Origin of the sequence: Micromonospora sp. WMMD1219, assembly GCF_049315215.1 — a bacterium.
GTDB classification, from domain to species: domain Bacteria; phylum Actinomycetota; class Actinomycetes; order Mycobacteriales; family Micromonosporaceae; genus Micromonospora; species Micromonospora tulbaghiae.
The window spans coordinates 6,517,607-6,533,670 of record NZ_CP186057.1 but is presented as its reverse complement, the minus strand read 5'-3'; the positions used below and the strand labels follow the sequence as shown (position 1 = coordinate 6,533,670).

Annotated in this window: 13 protein-coding genes; 10 read left to right on the top strand and 3 right to left on the bottom strand. The window is 72.7% G+C overall.

The features are described from left to right. Position 1 precedes the first annotated feature (1 nt). The 10 genes from ACN27C_RS30500 to ACN27C_RS30455 are packed head-to-tail and all read left to right on the top strand — an operon-like array spanning position 2 to position 12,519. Entirely contained in the window at positions 2 to 2,032 is a 2,031-nt protein-coding gene (locus tag ACN27C_RS30500) for an ABC transporter ATP-binding protein (RefSeq protein WP_358175961.1), read from the top strand. After that, positions 2,029 to 4,080: a hydantoinase/oxoprolinase family protein gene (locus ACN27C_RS30495; protein WP_422749734.1), complete on the top strand. Its 2,052-nt coding sequence runs from the start codon at positions 2,029 to 2,031 to the stop codon at positions 4,078 to 4,080. Before ACN27C_RS30500 ends, ACN27C_RS30495 begins: the two co-directional genes overlap by 4 nt. Continuing rightward, positions 4,077 to 5,765, top strand: a complete 1,689-nt coding sequence (locus ACN27C_RS30490; protein ID WP_422749732.1) for a hydantoinase B/oxoprolinase family protein — start codon at positions 4,077 to 4,079, stop codon at positions 5,763 to 5,765. Before ACN27C_RS30495 ends, ACN27C_RS30490 begins: the two co-directional genes overlap by 4 nt. Continuing rightward, on the top strand, positions 5,758 to 7,428 hold the full coding sequence (locus ACN27C_RS30485; protein WP_422749730.1) for a hydantoinase B/oxoprolinase family protein: 1,671 nt from the start codon (positions 5,758 to 5,760) through the stop codon (positions 7,426 to 7,428). Before ACN27C_RS30490 ends, ACN27C_RS30485 begins: the two co-directional genes overlap by 8 nt. Continuing rightward, positions 7,425 to 8,690 carry an amidohydrolase family protein gene (locus tag ACN27C_RS30480; protein WP_357797492.1) on the top strand — a complete coding sequence of 422 codons (1,266 nt, stop codon included), beginning with the start codon at positions 7,425 to 7,427 and terminating at the stop codon, positions 8,688 to 8,690. The genes ACN27C_RS30485 and ACN27C_RS30480 overlap by 4 nt, the downstream gene beginning before the upstream one ends. Continuing rightward, positions 8,687 to 9,100, top strand: a complete 414-nt coding sequence (locus ACN27C_RS30475) for a nuclear transport factor 2 family protein (RefSeq protein WP_120570821.1) — start codon at positions 8,687 to 8,689, stop codon at positions 9,098 to 9,100. The genes ACN27C_RS30480 and ACN27C_RS30475 overlap by 4 nt, the downstream gene beginning before the upstream one ends. Next, complete coding sequence (locus ACN27C_RS30470; RefSeq protein WP_422749727.1) at positions 9,097 to 10,101, top strand: zinc-binding dehydrogenase; 1,005 nt, start codon at positions 9,097 to 9,099, stop codon at positions 10,099 to 10,101. Before ACN27C_RS30475 ends, ACN27C_RS30470 begins: the two co-directional genes overlap by 4 nt. Continuing rightward, positions 10,098 to 10,427 (top strand): TIGR04076 family protein, encoded by a 330-nt coding sequence (locus tag ACN27C_RS30465; RefSeq protein ID WP_422749725.1) that lies wholly within the window; start codon positions 10,098 to 10,100, stop codon positions 10,425 to 10,427. Before ACN27C_RS30470 ends, ACN27C_RS30465 begins: the two co-directional genes overlap by 4 nt. Then, the gene (locus ACN27C_RS30460) at positions 10,424 to 11,422 is read left to right on the top strand and encodes an LLM class flavin-dependent oxidoreductase (RefSeq protein WP_422749723.1); all 999 of its coding nucleotides are present in this window, start codon (positions 10,424 to 10,426) and stop codon (positions 11,420 to 11,422) included. The genes ACN27C_RS30465 and ACN27C_RS30460 overlap by 4 nt, the downstream gene beginning before the upstream one ends. Before the next feature lie 5 nt (positions 11,423 to 11,427). Then, the gene (locus ACN27C_RS30455; RefSeq protein ID WP_422749721.1) at positions 11,428 to 12,519 is read left to right on the top strand and encodes an alpha/beta hydrolase; all 1,092 of its coding nucleotides are present in this window, start codon (positions 11,428 to 11,430) and stop codon (positions 12,517 to 12,519) included. A gap of 75 nt (positions 12,520 to 12,594) precedes the next feature. On the opposite strand, the gene ACN27C_RS30450 is transcribed toward ACN27C_RS30455, so the two are convergent. The 3 genes from ACN27C_RS30450 to ACN27C_RS30440 all read right to left on the bottom strand — a co-directional run bounded on the left by ACN27C_RS30450 (position 12,595) and on the right by ACN27C_RS30440 (position 15,919). After that, positions 12,595 to 13,230, bottom strand: coding sequence for a helix-turn-helix domain-containing protein (locus ACN27C_RS30450; RefSeq protein ID WP_233585729.1), 636 nt, complete (start codon positions 13,228 to 13,230; stop codon positions 12,595 to 12,597). Between the two features lie 148 nt (positions 13,231 to 13,378). Next, positions 13,379 to 14,374 carry an alpha/beta hydrolase gene (locus tag ACN27C_RS30445; RefSeq protein ID WP_422749718.1) on the bottom strand — a complete coding sequence of 332 codons (996 nt, stop codon included), beginning with the start codon at positions 14,372 to 14,374 and terminating at the stop codon, positions 13,379 to 13,381. An 18-nt stretch (positions 14,375 to 14,392) separates the two neighbouring features. Continuing rightward, positions 14,393 to 15,919 carry an FG-GAP-like repeat-containing protein gene (locus tag ACN27C_RS30440; RefSeq protein ID WP_422749716.1) on the bottom strand — a complete coding sequence of 509 codons (1,527 nt, stop codon included), beginning with the start codon at positions 15,917 to 15,919 and terminating at the stop codon, positions 14,393 to 14,395. Between the last annotated feature and the right edge of the window lie 145 nt (positions 15,920 to 16,064).

Sequence of the window (16,064 nt, the reverse complement as noted above, 5' to 3'; positions counted from 1 at the left end):
CATGCTGTCGATCGAGAACCTCTCCGTGACGATCCGCCGGCCCGGCCGGCAGGTGGCAGCGCTCAGCGGCGTCAGCTTCGCCGTACGACCCGGCGAGGTCGTCGGCCTGGTCGGCGAGAGCGGCGGCGGCAAGAGCATGGTGGCCCGCGCCGTCGTCGGGCTGCTGCCCGGCGGCTCGCACGCCACCGGCCGGGTGCGCTTCGGCGACTCGGACGTGCTGCGCATGGACGACGCCGCGCTCGCCGCCCACCGCGGGCGCGGGGTGGCGATCTGCTTCCAGAACCCGCGCGGCGCGCTCAGCCCCACCCGCACCATCGGCAAGCAGCTCGTCGACCGGCTCGCCACCCACCAGGAGATGTCCGGCGAGCGGGCGCGGGAGGCGGCGCGCGAGCTGTTCGAGGCGGTCGGCATCCGCAGCCCGCAGCGCCGGCTCGACGCGTACGCCCACGAGCTGTCCGGCGGCATGGCCCAGCGCGTGATGATCTCGCTGGCCACCGGCTGCGCGCCGGAGCTGCTGATCGCCGACGAGCCGACCACCGGCCTGGACGTGACGCTGACCCGGGAGATCCTGCGCCAGTTCCGGCACGCCGCCGACACCGACGGCCGGGGCGTCCTGCTGATCTCGCACGACCTGGCGTCCATCGCGGAGGTCTGCGACCGGGTGGTGGTGCTCTACGCCGGCACCGTGGTGGAGAGCGGCCCGGCCGCGCAGGTGCTGCGGGAACCCGCGCACCCGTACACCCGGGCGCTGCTGCGCTCGGTGCCGGACGTCGGCGGCCGGCCGGTCGTCGCCACCCCCGGCGCCATGCCGCTGCTCACCGAGGCGCCGCACAACTGCCCGTTCGTCGCCCGGTGCGCGCACGCCGACGGCACCTGCTCGTCCCGGCGCCCGGCCACCGTGCCGGTGCCCGGTGGTGGTGAGTGGTCGCTCGCCTGCTTCCACCCGCAGACCCGGCCGCTGGACGCCGACGTGCCGCGGACGTCGCACACGCCGGCGGCGTCCGGCGCGGTCGCGGCCTCGGACGCGAAGCCCGCAGTGCTGGAGATCGAGGACGCGCACGTCGTCTACCGCAGCCGGTTCGGTTCCGGCGGGCACCACGCACTGCGCGGCGTCACGCTGCGGCTCGGGCCGGGCGAGACGCTGGGCGTGGTCGGCGAGAGCGGCTGCGGCAAGAGCACGCTCGCCAAGCTCGTCATGGGCCTGGTCGCGCCCACGTCCGGCACCGTCACGGTCGCCGGGCAGGCGCTGGTCAAGCAGCCGGGCCGCCCCCGGCCGCGGGGCCGGGCGCTGCGCCGGGCCCGGACCCGGGCGCAGCTCGTATTCCAGGACCCGATCGGTTCGCTCAGCCCGCGCCGTCCCGTCGGCGACTCCATCGCCGAGCCGCTGCGCGCCGCGGGCCTGTCCCCGGCCCAGCGGGCCGAGCGCGTCACCGCCGTGCTGGACCGGATGGAGCTGGACCGGTCGATCCTCCAGCGCTACCCGCACGAGCTGTCCGGCGGCCAGGCGCAACGCATCGGCATCGCCCGCGCGCTGGTCGGCGAGCCGGACCTGATCGTGTTCGACGAGCCGACCTCGGCCCTGGACGTCACCGTCCAGGCGCAGATCCTCGACGTGATCGCCGACGTGGCGGCCGACGCGGACCGCGCCTCGGTGTTCATCTCCCACGACCTGGCCACGGTGCGCGGGTTCGCCGACCGGGTCGTGGTGCTCTACCTCGGCCGGGTCGTCGAGGAGGGACCGGTGGACGTCGTGTTCGACACGCCCCGGCACCCGTACACCCGGGCGCTGCTGGGCAGCGCCCCCCGCCTCGGCGGGACGACCGGGTCCGACGGCGAGGCCGTCGAGCTGGTCAAGGACCTGGAGGAAGCCGACGCCGCGACCGGGTGCCCACTGGCCGCCCGGTGCCCGTTCGTCACCGACCGGTGCCGAGCGGAGCAGCAGGAGCTTCAGTCGTACGGCGAGAGCCGGGCCGCCTGCTGGCGCGTTCCCGAGCTTCCCGCCCTCATCGGAAGGCAGGCTGTCACGCCATGACCCGTCGCCCCATCCGGCTCGCCGTCGACATCGGCGGGACCTTCGTGGACGCCATGGAACTCGACACGCGCACCAACCGGGTCCGCTTCCGCAAGGCGGCGACGACCCCGGCCCGGCCCGCGGACGGTGTCCTCAACGCGATCACCGCGCTCGGCACCGACCTGTCCGAGGTGGAGCTGTTCATCCACGGCACCACGCTCGGGCTCAACGCGGTGCTGGAGCGTCGTGGTGGCCGTACCGGCATCATCACCAACGAGGGCTTCCGGGACATCTTCCTGATCGGCCGCGGCAACGTGCCGTCCGACCACATGTACGACTTCCAGTACCAGCGGCCGGAGAGCCTGGTGCAGCGCCGCTTCACCGCCGGTGTGCGGGGCCGGCTCGACTACCGGGGCCGCGTGGTGGAGCCGCTGGACCCGGACAGCGTCCGGGAGGCCGCCCGCACGCTCGTGGTGGACCAGCAGGTCACCTCGATCGCCATCTGCTTCCTGCACTCGTTCCTCGACCCGAGCCACGAGCGGGAGGCCGCGCGCCTGATCCACGAGGAGTTCCCCGAGGTCAGCCTGTCGCTGTCGACCGACATCGTGCGCGAGTACCGGGAGTACGAGCGGACCAGCACCACGGTGCTGGAGGCGTACATCCGGCCGATCTTCGAGCGGTACGTGGACGAGCTGGAGTCCGGCCTGGCCGAGCGCGGCTTCGCCGGGCGCTTCCTGATCATGCGGTCCGGTGGCGGCTCGATGACCAGTGCGGTCGCCAAGACCGCACCCACGCACACAGTGCTGTCCGGCCCGGCCGGCGGCATCGTCGGCGCCGCGTACGTCGCCTCCGAGCTGGGCCGGGACAACGTGCTCACATTCGACATCGGCGGCACCTCGCTGGACGCCTGCGTGATCGAGCGCGGCAACCCGGTCGCCGCGTACGAGGCCCAGCTGGAGCACTTCCCGCTGCTCATCCCGACGTACGACATCCGGACCATCGGCGCCGGCGGCGGCTCGATCGCCTGGCTGGACCACGGTCTGCTCAAGGTCGGCCCGCAGAGCGCCGGCGCCGACCCGGGCCCGGTCTGCTACGGCCGGGGCGGCACCAAGCCGACTGTCACCGACGCCGCGGTGGTGCTCGGCTACATGGACCCGGACCGCTTCCTCGCCGGCACCATGGGGCTGCGCGACGCCGAGGCGCGCGCCGCGATCACCGAGCAGCTCGCCGAGCCGCTCGGCCTCACCGTGGAGAACGCGGCGGCGGGAGTGTTCGACGTGCTGCTGGCCCGCACCGTCGGCGCGGTCCGGCAGATCACCGTCGAGCGGGGTCACGACCCCCGGCAGTTCGCGCTGCTCGCGTTCGGCGGCGCCGGACCGCTGCTGGCGCCGCTGCTGGCCCGCGAGATGGGTATCGGCGAGGTGGTCGTGCCGTTCGCGCCGTCCGGTTTCTCCGCCTGGGGCATGCTCTCGGCCGACATCGTCAACGACTTCAGCCGTACCGTGATGGCCACGCTCGACGACGCCGACCTGTCGGAGCTGGAGCAGCTGTTCAAGGCGGTCGAGGCCGAGGCGGTCGCGTCGCTGGCGGCGCAGGGCGTGCCGGCCGGCGAGGCGGTGCTGGAGCGGCAGTTCGAGCTGCGCTACCTGGGCCAGGAGCACAGCCTGATGGTCACCGTCGGGCGCGAGCTGGACCGCGACGCGATCCGCGCCGCGTTCGACGAGACGCACCGCACCCGGTACGGCCACACCATGGGCAACCCGCTGCAGATCCTCAACCTGCGGGTGCGCGGCATCGGGCGCACCGACCGGCCCGAGCTGGAGACGCTGGCGCGCGGTGACGGCGACCCGGCGCAGGCGCTGCTGACCCACCGCGACGCGTACGACTTCGGGCAGCAGGCGGTGGTGCCGTTCGCCGTCTACGACCGAGCCCGCCTGGAGCCGGGCGACACCTTCGACGGACCGGCGCTGATCGACGAGGGCACCTCCACCACAGTGGTGCCAAGCGGCCAGCGGGTCACCGTCGACGACCACGGATACCTGCTCGTCACCCTGGAGGAAGCCGCATGACCACGCTGGACGGAGCCCAGGTCGAGGTCGTCCGCAGCTATCTGCAGTCGGCCGCGGAGGAGATGCGGGCCACCCTCATCCGTACCTCGTTCAACCCGGTCATCTACGAGGTGCACGACTTCGGTCTGTCGATGTACGACGCCGACCTGCGGCTGGTCGCCGAGGCCACCGGCCTGACGTTCTTCCTCGGCGCGAACGACTTCTCGCTGCGCAAGGGCGTGGAGTACGTGGGCCGGGAGAACCTGCACCGCGGCGACGTGGTGCTGCTCAACTACCCGTACTGGAACGCGGCGCACGCGTACGACGCGACGCTGTTCGCTCCGGTGTTCCGGCCCGACGAGGCCGACCCCGACGCGGACGGCGACCTGGTCGGCTTCCTCTGCGTCCGCGCGCACTGGATGGACCTGGGCGCCAAGGACCCGGGCTACGTGCTCGACTCGACCGACATGCACCAGGAGGGGCTCATCTTCCCGGGCACCAAGGTCGTGTCCCGGGGCGAGCCGGTGCGCGAGATCCACGAGCTGATCCGGTTCAACTCGCGGATGCCGGACGCGGTGCTCGGTGACCTGCACGCGCAGATCGCCGCGCTGCGCACCGGCGAGCGTCGGATGCTGGAGATCATCGAGAAGTTCGGCCGGGACACTGTGAACCAGGCGATCGACCGCATCATCGTCGACGGTGAGGCTCGCGCCCGCGCGGCGCTGGCCACGCTGCCGCAGGGCACCTGGACCGCCGAGGACTGGGTGGACGACGACGGCATCAGCGACGACCCGGTGAAGATGCGCGTCACCGTCACCATCGCCGACGGGCGCTTCGTCGTCGACTTCGCCGGTTCGGCGCCCGCCACCCGCGGCCCGATCAACATGCCGTTCGGGGCGACGGAGGCGATCTGCAAGGTCGTGCTGAAGTCGCTGACGTCGCGGGACGAGCCGTCGAACGCCGGCACCGTGGCGCCGCTGGAGGTGCGGGCCGAGCCGGGCACGCTGTTCCACGCCGTCTACCCGCAGCCGACGTTCACGCTCTGGACCGGCATCGTCGCGGTGGAGCTGATCCTCAAGGCGCTGGCCCAGGGCATGCCGGACCTGCTGCCCGCCTCCTCCGGCGGCGACGTGCCCGGCTTCATGATGGTCGGCCTGCACCCGGACACCGGGAAGATGTTCGCGGTCAGCAACAACGACCTGGTGGGCTGGGGCGGCACCGCGCAGCACGACGGCATGGACGCCGCCACCCACGTCTCCGGCAGCACCGGCCGGGGCACCCCGATCGAGGTCATGGAGGCCAAGACCGGGATGTTCTTCGAGCGCTGGGAGATCCGCGAGGACTCCGGTGGCGCGGGCCGGTTCCGGGGCGGTTGCGGCCTGCGGCGGGACATCCGGTTCGTGACGCCCGGTGAGTTCCTGACGGTGATCAAGAAGACCAAGAGCGCGCCGTGGGCGCTCGACGGCGGCTTGCAGCCGGAGCCGAACCAGATCGTGGTGTTCCCGGGCACCGACCGCGAGCACCGGGTGAGCACCAAGCGCACGACGGTCGCCGTCGGCGACCGGGTGACCCTGCTGACCGCCGGTGGCGGCGGGCACGGTGACCCGCGCCGGCGTGACCCGGAGGCGGTGCGGCGGGACGTGGCCGAGGGTTACGTCTCCCGGGAGGCGGCCCGGGACGTCTACGGAGTGGACGTCGATGGGTGAGCCGACGGTCGACGGGGCAACCGTCGAGGTCGTCCGCAGCCACCTCGTCTCGGCCGCCGAGGAGATGCGGGCCGCGCTGGTGCGCACCGCGTTCAACCCGGTGATCTACGAGGTGTACGACTTCGGCATCTCCGTCTACGACCGCCGGCTGCGGCTGGTCGCGGAGTCCACGGGGTTGTCCCGCTTCCTCGGCGCCAACGACTACTCGCTGCGCAAGGGCGTCGAGTACGTCGGCGTGGAGAACCTGCACCGCGGCGACGTGGTGCTGCTCAACTACCCGTACTGGAACGCGGCGCACACGTACGACGCGACGATGTTCGCGCCGGTCGTGCTGCCGGACAGCGAGGAGCTGATCGGGTTCCTGTGCATCCGGGCGCACTGGATGGACCTGGGCGCCAAGGATCCCGGTTACGTGCTCGACTCCACTGACATGCACCAGGAGGGGATCATCTTCCCCGGCACGAAGGTGTACGACCGCGGTGAGCCGGTGCGCGAGATCCACGAGCTGATCCGGTTCAACTCGCGGATGCCGGAGCTGGTCATCGGTGACCTCAACGCGCAGATCGCCGCGCTGCGTACCGGCGAGCGGCGGGTGACCGAGTTGTACCGCGACTACGGCCCCGCGGTGGTCGACGCGGTGATCGACCGGGTGATCGACGCCGCCGCGCAGCGCAGCGGCGAGGCGGTGGCCGCGCTGCCCCAGGGCAGCTGGACCGCCGAGGACTGGCTCGACGACGACGGCGTCACCGACGAGCCCATCCTCATGCGGGTCACCGTCACGGTCGCCGACGGTGAGTTCACAGTGGACTTCGCCGGGTCGTCCCCGGCGGTGCCCGGGCCGGTGAACCTGCCGCTGGGCGCCACCATCGCCACCTGCCGGGTCGCGTTCAAGGGCGTCACGACGCCGCACGAGCAGACCAACGCCGGGCACTTCGCGCCCCTGCGGGTACGCGCCGAACCCGGCACGCTGTTCCACGCGCAGTACCCGGCCGCCACGTTCACCCAGTGGACCGGCACCGTCGCGCTGGAGCTGATCCTCAAGGCGCTGGCGCAGGGCATGCCGGACCGGCTCGCGGCCTCCTCGGGCGGTGACGTGCCCGGGTTCATGATGGTCGGCCTGCACCCGGACACCGGCGACATGTTCGCGGTCAGCAACAACGACCCGGTCGGGTGGGGCGGCACGCCCCGGCACGACGGCATCGGACCGGCGAACCACCTGTGCCAGACCCAGGCGCGCAACACGCCGGTGGAGGTGCTGGAGTCGAAGACCGGGATGTTCTTCGAGCGCCTGGAGATCCGTACCGACTCCGGTGGCGCCGGCCGGTTCCGGGGCGGCTGCGGCCTACGGCGGGACATCCGGTTCGTGACACCGGGCGAGTTCCTGACCGTGATCAAGAAGACGAGGAGCGCGCCGTGGGCGCTCGACGGCGGCGAGCAGCCGGAGCCGAACCAGGTGGTGGTGTTCCCGGGCACGGACCGCGAGCACCGGGTGAGCACACGGCGTACCGCGGTGGCGGTGGGGGACCGGGTGACGTTGCTGACCGCCGGTGGCGGCGGGCACGGTGACCCGAGGAGTCGGGATCCAGAGGCGGTGCGACGGGACGTGGCCGAGGGCTACGTCTCGGCCCGGGCCGCCCGAGACGTTTATGGAGTGATCGCGTGAGTGCCGCCTATTCGCCCGAGCAGCCGAGCGTGCTGCTCGGCAACTGCACAGTGCTCGATGCCCGCGTGGTGGACGGCATGGCGCCCGTGACCGGTGCCGGGGTGTGGGTCCGGGGTGACCGGATCGCCGCCGTCGGGCCGTACGCCGAGGTGGCCGGGCAGGCGCGCGCCGCCGGCCGGCTGACCGAGGTGGACCTCGACGGCGCGTACCTGACGCCCGGTCTGGTCAACATGCACACCCACTTCTCGCTGTCGCTGCCCGGCTCCGCCGGCGAGGGCGTCAAGGGGATGGGCTCGTACGACCTCGCCCACTACATGGCCGACGGGGCGCGGCGCACGCTGCACTCCGGCGTGACCACAGTGCGCTGCGTGGCGGAGAAGGACCACGCCGACTTCGCGCTGCGGCGGGCTATCAACGCCGGGCGCGTGCCGGGTCCGCGCATCTACACCGCCGGCCGGGCGCTGGTGTGCACCGGCGGGCACGGCCACGAGAGCAACGACACGCTCGAATGCGACGGCCCGGTGGGCTTCCGCCGGGGCGTCCGCAGCCAGATCAAGGCGGGCGCGGACCTGATCAAGGTGATGATCTCGGGCGGCATCGCCGGTGAGCACGAGAGCATCCACACGCCCCAGTTGTTCGCCGACGAGATGACCGCGGTGATCGAGACCGCGCACGCGTGGGGCCGCAAGGTGACCGCGCACGCCGGTCCGGCCGACGTGATCGGCGCGGCCGTGGAGCTGGGACTGGACTGCGTGGAGCACGGCTACCAGCTCACCCCGCAGGTCGCGGCGCGGATGGCCGAGCGCGGCACCGCGCTCGTACCGACGCTGCTGGTGACCCGGTGCAAGGAGTTCTTCGACGAGCTGGGCGTACCGGAGTGGATGCAGTGCCGGTCGCTCGGCGCCGGCCCCCGGCACCTGGAGAGCTTCGACATGGCGATCGCCGCCGGCGTGGAGGTGCTGCTCGGCAGCGACATGCCCCCGTTCTGGGAGTTCGAGGGCACCACCGCCTCGATCCGGGAGCTGGAGTACATGTCCGAGCGGATCGGCACCGCGCGGGCCATCCACGCCGGCACCCTCGGGCCGATCCGGTGGCTCGGCGCGGAGTCCGACCTCGGCACGGTCGAGGCTGGCAAGCTGGCCGACCTGATCGCGACCGACGCCGACCCGCTGGCCGACACCTCGGCCTTCCGGGACGTGCGGTGGGTGATGAAGGGCGGGCAGATCGCCCGCGACGACCGGAACCAGGAGGAGACGCGATGACGTTCGCGCAGGCAGGCGCGGCGGCGATCGCCGCCGGCATCGATGACATGTACGACGCGTTCCTCGCCGGGGACCAGCAGCGGTTCGACACGCACCTGCACCCCGAGGTGACCACCTGGGAGACGCATCTGCCCGGGCCGCTGCGGACCCGCGCCGAGCTGGACGAGTACCGCGCCCGGCGGGACGCCGCGGGGCAGCGGCCCCGGCTGGCGGTGCTCGCCGCGCGGGACAAGCGCATCGACGTCTGGGACGACTTCGGCGTGGCCCGGTACGAGCTGGTCGCACAGCTGGGCCCGGACGACGAGCCGGAGATCACCCGGGTCACCGACGTGGTGCGCCGGATCGACGGCCGCTGGGTGATCGTGCACCACCACGCCGAGCTGGTCCGGGAACCGGTGGGCGCGGCGTGATCCGGCGGCTGGTCGCCGGGCGGACCGGCGAGCCGGCGGACGTGCTGTCGGTCGCCGACCTGCCCGACGACCCGCCGCCCGGCCCCGGCGAGGTGCGGCTCGCCGTGCGTACGGTGGGGCTGAACTTCCTGGACGTCATGCTCTGCCGGGGCGAGTACCCGGTGCGGCCGGACCCGCCGATGACACCCGGGGTGGAGGCGGCCGGACGGGTCGTCGCCGCCGGCGCCGGGGCCGGGCACCTGCTGGGCCGGGAGGTGCTCGCCTGCCCGGCGCTGCCGCGCGGCGCGCTCGGCACGACCGTCACCGTGGACGCCGCGGTGGTCGTAGCGCGGCCGTCCACAGTCGACCCGGTGACCGCCGCGGCGCTGCCGGTCACCTACCAGACCGCGTGGTTCGCGCTGGAACGGGCCGGTGTCACCGCCGGGCAGACGGTGCTGGTGCACGCGGGCGCCGGCGGGGTCGGTATCGCCACGATCCAGCTCGCCGTCGCCCGCGGCGCGCGGGTCCTGGCCACCGCGGGCGGTCCGGCCAAGACCGGGATCTGCCGCGACCACGGCGCCGCGGTCGCGATCGACTACACCGCGGCGGACTTCGTGCCCGCCGTGCTCGCGGCCACCGGCGGGCGGGGCGCGGACGTCGTGGTGGACCCGGTGGGCGGCGACGTGTTCGCCCGATCCTGGGACTGCCTGGCGTTCGAGGGCCGCCTGGTCGCCGTGGGCGCGGCGGGTGGCACACCGCCGCCCGTCGACCCGCTGCGGCTGATGGCGGCGAACGCGACGCTCGTCGGCCTCTCCTGGGGCTCGCAGTACCCGTGGCGCCGGGCGAGCGCCGTCGAGGCCGCCTACCAGGAACTGTTCGACATGTGCGTCTCCGGCGCGGTCCGGCCGCCGGTCAGCCGCGTGGTGTCGCTGGACGAGGCGCCCGCGGCGCTCACCGAGCTGGCCGAACGCCGGACCACCGGCAAGATCATCGTACGGATCGAGGAGGGGGAGGGGCCGTGAGCGACAGCGACGACGGCGACATGGAGATCTACGACCTGAAGGTGACAGTCGACCGGGTCGAGGGCCGGTCGGTGTGCGGCATGGCCGTGGGCGACCACTTCGAACTCACCAACAGCGCCCACCTGCGGCTGCCCGAGGGAAAGCACTTCTGCGTGTACGCGCTCGCCTCGGTGCTGCCCTTCCTCGCCGCCAAGCAGCGTGACCTGGCGCCGGGGGACTGGCTGGCCCAGGACTCCCACTTCATCTGCCCCGACCCGGAGGAGCGGCTCGTCATGAAGGTGGAACGGACCTGCCGGCGCACGATGAACTCGGCGGACCTGACATGACGGTCGAGATCGGACTCGGCCTGCAGAGCGACAAGCCGGCCGGTGCCTACGCCCGGCTGGCCCGCGCCGCCGAGGCGCACGGCTTCGACGTGCTCACCGTCTTCGGCGACCTGATGTACCAGCCGCCGATCTTCCCGCTGCTGGAGATGGCGCAGGCGACCGAGCGGGTACGCCTCGGCGCGGCCTGCCTGAACCCGTACTCGATGGCGCCGTACGAGATCGCCGGTCAGATCGCCGCCCTGGACCTGGCCTCGCACGGGCGGGCCTACCTGGGTCTGGCCCGGGGGACCTGGCTGGGCGCTGTCGGCCTGCCGCAGCCGCGGCCGCTGACCACGATCGAGGAGGCCGTCCAGGTCGTCTACCGCCTGCTGCGCGGCGACCGCAGCGGCTTCACCGGGAAGGTCTTCTCGCTCGCCCCCGGCACCGCGCTGCGCTACGACGTGCGGCGGCCCGACCCGCCGCTGCTGCTCGGCGCGTGGGGCCCGCAGGGCGCGGCGCTGGCCGGGCGGATCGCCGACGAGATCAAGGTGGGCGGCAGCGCCAACCCGGACATGGTCCCGGTGATCCGCGAACGGCTGCGAACGGGCGCGGAGAAGGCCGGGCGCGACGTCGCGGACGTCGGCATCGTGCTCGGCGCTGTCACAGTCGTCGACACCGACGGCGAGGCGGCCCGCGCCAAGGCCCGTACCGAGGTGGCCATGTACCTGGCGGTGGTGGCCGAGCTGGACCCGACCGTCGAGATGCCCGACGACCTGGTCAAGCGCGTCGGCGAGCTGGTCGACGCGGGCGAGGACGAGGCGGCGGGCCGGCTGATCCCGGACGACGTGCTCGACCGGTTCGCCTTCTCCGGCACCCCGGAGCAGGTCGCCGCGCAGGCCCAGGCGCTCATCGACGCGGGCGTGCGCCGGGTCGAGTTCGGCACGCCGCACGGCCTCACCGACGAGCGCGGCGTCGACCTGCTCGGCTCGGCCGTCCTGCCGCTGCTGCGCAGGTGAGTCAGGTGCGGCTCACCGTCCTGGTCGGCCCCGGCCTGGTGGCCGACGCGGCCCTGCTGGCGTCGTCGACCGCCGCCACCTGCGCCGAACTCGACGTCTCCGGCCGGGTCGTCACCGCCGCCTCGGCCGACGAGATGCGCGCGCTGCTCGCCACGGCCGACCAGCCGGTGGTGGTGCTCCCCGGCCCCACGGCTGCGGCCCGTGCCCTGATCGGCGCGCAGCCGTCCGGCGTGGTCTGGTACGACCTCACAGTCGAGCCGTCGGTGCCCGGCGCGGTCCACCTGGCCGGGCGGGGACTGTGGGGCCTGACCTGGGCGATCCGGCACGCCGTGCACCGCCTCCGTGCGCCGGCCACCCGGATCGCCTACGGCCCGGACCCGGACCAGTGGGGCGACCTGCGGCTGCCGTCCACCCCGGACGCCGGGCCGGCGCCGGTCGCGGTGCTGCTGCACGGCGGGTTCTGGCGGTCCATCTGGGGCGCGGACCTGATGGACGCGCTCGCCGTCGACCTGGCCCGGCGCGGGTACGCGAGCTGGAACCTGGAGTACCGGCGCCCGGACCGGCACGGCTGGGACGCGACCACACAGGACGTGCAGGCGGGCCTCCTCGCGTTGCGGGAACCGGCCCGCGACCGGTTGGTCGACCTGGACCGGATCGTCGTGCTGGGACACTCGGCGGGCGGGCAGCTCGCGTTGCGCGCCGCGGCGGACCTCGCCGCGCGTCCGAGCGGGCCGCGTGTCGCGCTCGCGGTGTCGCTGGCCGGGGTGCTCGACCTCACCGAGGGCGAGCGGCGCTACCTCGGCGACGGTGCGGTCGCCGCGGCGCTGGGCGGCTCACCGGTGACGGCACCACGCCGGTACGCCGAGAGCGACCCGATGCTCCGCCTGCCGACAGGGGTGCCCACACTGCTCGTGCAGGGAACGGAGGACAGCCTCGACCTCGTCGACGCCAACCGGCGCTACGCCGTGGCGGCGGCCGGTGCGGGAGACGACGTCCGCCACCTCGAACAGCCGGGGGACCACTTCGCCGTCATCGACCCGGCCTCGGCCGTCTGGCAGGACACGATGACCGCCGTGGACGCACGCCTCGGCCGCTGACGCCGGACGCTGAATCGCCCTCCGGGTTCACCTACGTGAACACGGAGGGCGATTCGTGGTGCCCGGGGGCGCGGGTCAGAACAGGCGGGGCGTGACCACCGAGACCACAGTCGTCACCGCGTCGGTGTCGTTGTAGAGCTGGTGCGGCACCGACGAGCGCAGGTGCACGCTGTCGCCCGGGAACAGCCGGTGCTCGACGCCCTCGACCTCGTAGAGCAGTTCGCCGGAGATGACGTAGGCGAACTCCTCACCCCGGTGGCCGTACGCGTTCTCCCGGCGCCCGCCCGGCGCGATGTGCACGAGCATCGGTTCGAGCACCAGGTCCGGCCCCCGGTCGGAGAGCATGCGGTAGGTCTGCTGCCCGGACACGTACTGAGTGGCGGCCGTCTCCGCCCTGGTCAGCGTGAAGTGCCGGGGGAGCGAGGAGACGGTGCTGTCCGGCGATGCGGTGCCGGCGTCGAAGAAGTCGGCCACCGACCGGTCGAGCGCCTTGGCGACGCTGCCGAGCGCGGTCAGGCCGATGGAGGAGATGCCGCGCTCGACCTGGGACAGGAAGCCGATGGACAGCCCGGAGCGGGAGGCGAGGCCGCGCAGCGTCAGCCCGCGCTCCTTGCGGTAGCGCCGGATCCGGCCGCCGACGACGCCAGCGGGCGTGTTCTCGTCCGCGGCGCCACCGGAGCCGGCCTGCTCCGACGGCGGCTGACTGTTCATGGGCCGCACGGGGACCTCCTGTCGCGGTGGCGGGACGTCCGCCGGGATGTTCGATGGTATCGAACATCCCGGCGAATCCGCGAGGGGTGTCCACCCACGATTCGCAGCGGGACCGCAGGTGGAACCCCTCGTGCGACGCCGCTGCGCGTCAGCCGGCCCGGCGCAGCCGGCCGAGCATGCCGGCGAGGTCCTGGACGAACAGTTCATGGCGGAAGTAGTGCCCGCCTGGCACCTCCCGCCACTCGTGCGGGATGCCCGCCCGGCTGAGCGCTCCCCGGAACTCGCGCTGGCCCGCCAGCACCTGACCCTCGTTGACCGAGTCGAACCAGTTGACCGGGTCGGGTGACGTGCCGGCGGCCAGGAAGATCCGCTTGTTGCGGTAGCTCTCGATGCGCTCCATCGGGTTGTCCGCGCTGACCCGTGCCTCGTCCCACAGGGGCGCGCCGTAGACGGTGCCGCCGCCGAGGTCGAGCGCGGCCGAGGTGACGTTCGCCCAGTGGACGACCAGGCCGAAGTCGCGGCGCAGACTGGCCGGCCCGGAGTGGGCGCTGACCGAGCAGAAATGGCCGTAGTACTTCGCCGTGTACTTGAGTGCCCCGAAGCCGCCCATCGAGAAGCCGGCCACGGCGCGGCCGTTGTACTCGGGGAACGTGCGGAAGTTGGCCTCGATCCAGGGGAGCAGCTGGGCGATGTGGAAGGTCTCCCAGTTGCGCGGTCCGGTGTTGGTGCTGACCGGGTTGCTGTACCAGCCGGTGGAGGCGTCCGGCATGACGACGATGATCTCCCGGCCGGCGGTGAGGTTGATGATGTTGTCCTGGAGGTGGAACGTGCGGAAGTCCGCGTTGCCGCCGTGCAGCAGGTACAGCACCGGATACCGCTTGCCGCTGGTGTGATAGCCGTCGGGCAGCAGCACGTTCACCGCCGGATCCCACTCGATCGCGTCGGTGGCGAAGCGGTAGTACTGCAACCGGCCGCCGTTCTCGTTGCGGGCGACGATGCGCAGGCCGTACCCGTTGACGGCGGCACCGGCCGCGGACGGCGCGGTGAAGGCGCCGGCGAGGGCGCCGGTCGCCGCGACCGCGGCGGCGCCGGTGAGCAGCCGCCGGCGGCTCACCGTGGGGGAGACGTTCCGGTCGTGCGACATGGGGGTTCCTCCTGGGGGTCAGAGTGTGGTTTCGCCGGTGAGGCCGAAGTAGTCGTGCCATTTGGTGGAGGGGGCGAATGTGGTGCCGGTGGACAGGGCGACGTAGATGTCGTTGGTGGTGTTCTTGGTGAAGACGATGAGGTCGTGTTTGCCGTCGCCGTTGGCGTCGGCGAGGTAGGGGAATTCGCCGGGTAGGCAGAAGAAGTCGTGCCATTTGATCGTGGTGCCGGTGAAGGTGGTGCCGGTGGAGGTGGCGGCGTAGACGTCGGCGTCGGTGTTGCAGGTGAAGGTGACGATGTCGTCGCGGCCGTCGCCGTTGATGTCGCCGATGCGGGGTTGTTCGGTGCCGACGGCGAACAGGTCGTGCCATTTCTGTGGTGGGCCGAAGCTGGTGCCGGTGGACAGGGCGACGATGACGTCGGCTGCGGTGGCGGGGCCTTGGGTGAAGGTGATGATGTCGTCGCGTCCGTCGCCGTTGACGTCGCCCAGGGCGGGGAACTCCCCGGCGATGGAGAAGTAGTCGTGCCATTTGATCGCGGTGCCGGTGAAGGATGTGCCGGTGGACAGGGCGACGTAGACGTCGGCGTTGGTGTCGTGGGTGAAGGTGACGATGTCGTCGCGTCCGTCGCCGTTGACGTCGCCGACGGCGGGGACCTCGGTGCCGGGGGCGAACCAGTCGTGCCATTTCGCCGACGCCGCGAACGAGCTGCCGGTGGACAGGGCGACGTGGACGTCGGCGGTGGTGCCGTGGGTGAACACGATCGCGTCGTCTCGTCCGTCGCCGTTGACGTCCCCGGTCAACGGTGTCTCCCCGGACAGGGCGAACCAGTCGTGCCACTTCACCGACGTGCCCGCGAACGACGAACCCGTCGACGTGGCCACATACGCGTCAGCCGCCGCGCCGTGGGTGAACGCCACCACGTCATCCCGACCGTCACCATCGAAATCCGTAGGCGAACCACCGAAATAGCGGGGCGTGGGCGGCGGCGGTGGCGTGCCGCAGTTGTCGCTGACCAGGAACCTCTGGTTGTACTGGCCGGGATACGGCGCGAGCGAGACGCCGTTGATCGAGATGACCTGGCCGACGCCGTTGTAGAGCTGCTCGTAGTGCACGTGCGCGCCGGAGGAGTTGCCGGTGCTGCCGGTGATCCCGATCTGCTGCCCCTGCTGCACGTAGGCGCCGTCGGGCACCGAGTAGGCGCTGAGGTGGAAGTAGTAGGTGGTCCACCCGCCGCCGTGGTCGATGACGATGTAGTTGCCGGCGCCGCTGGGCTGCGAGTAGCGGCGGGCGACTCCGGCGGCGGACGCCACCTGGGGCGTACCGCCTGTGACACCGCCGTCGGCGCGGACGAAGTCCAGCGCCTGCCGCACCTCGGCGCTGTGGTGGCTGTACGTCCACCGCTGCCCGCAGGGGAACGGTGCCTTGAAGGTGGGCGCGGCGAGTGCCGGTGACGGGGCGACCGTCACCGCGGTGAGGGTGGCCGCGGCCAGGGTGAGCAGCGCGACGAGGGCCCGCCGGGCGGGACGCGTCGGGAATCTGGGCATGCGGTGACTCCTCGTCGGAAGCGGGATGCACGGTCGGAGCGGCGCGTGGGCGCGTCGAGCCAGGGGCCGGTGTCGCCGATGGGCGGGCCCTGACAGTTCGCGTCGGAGAAGGGGCGGCTGGCGTCCCGATCGGCGGGACGGTGGC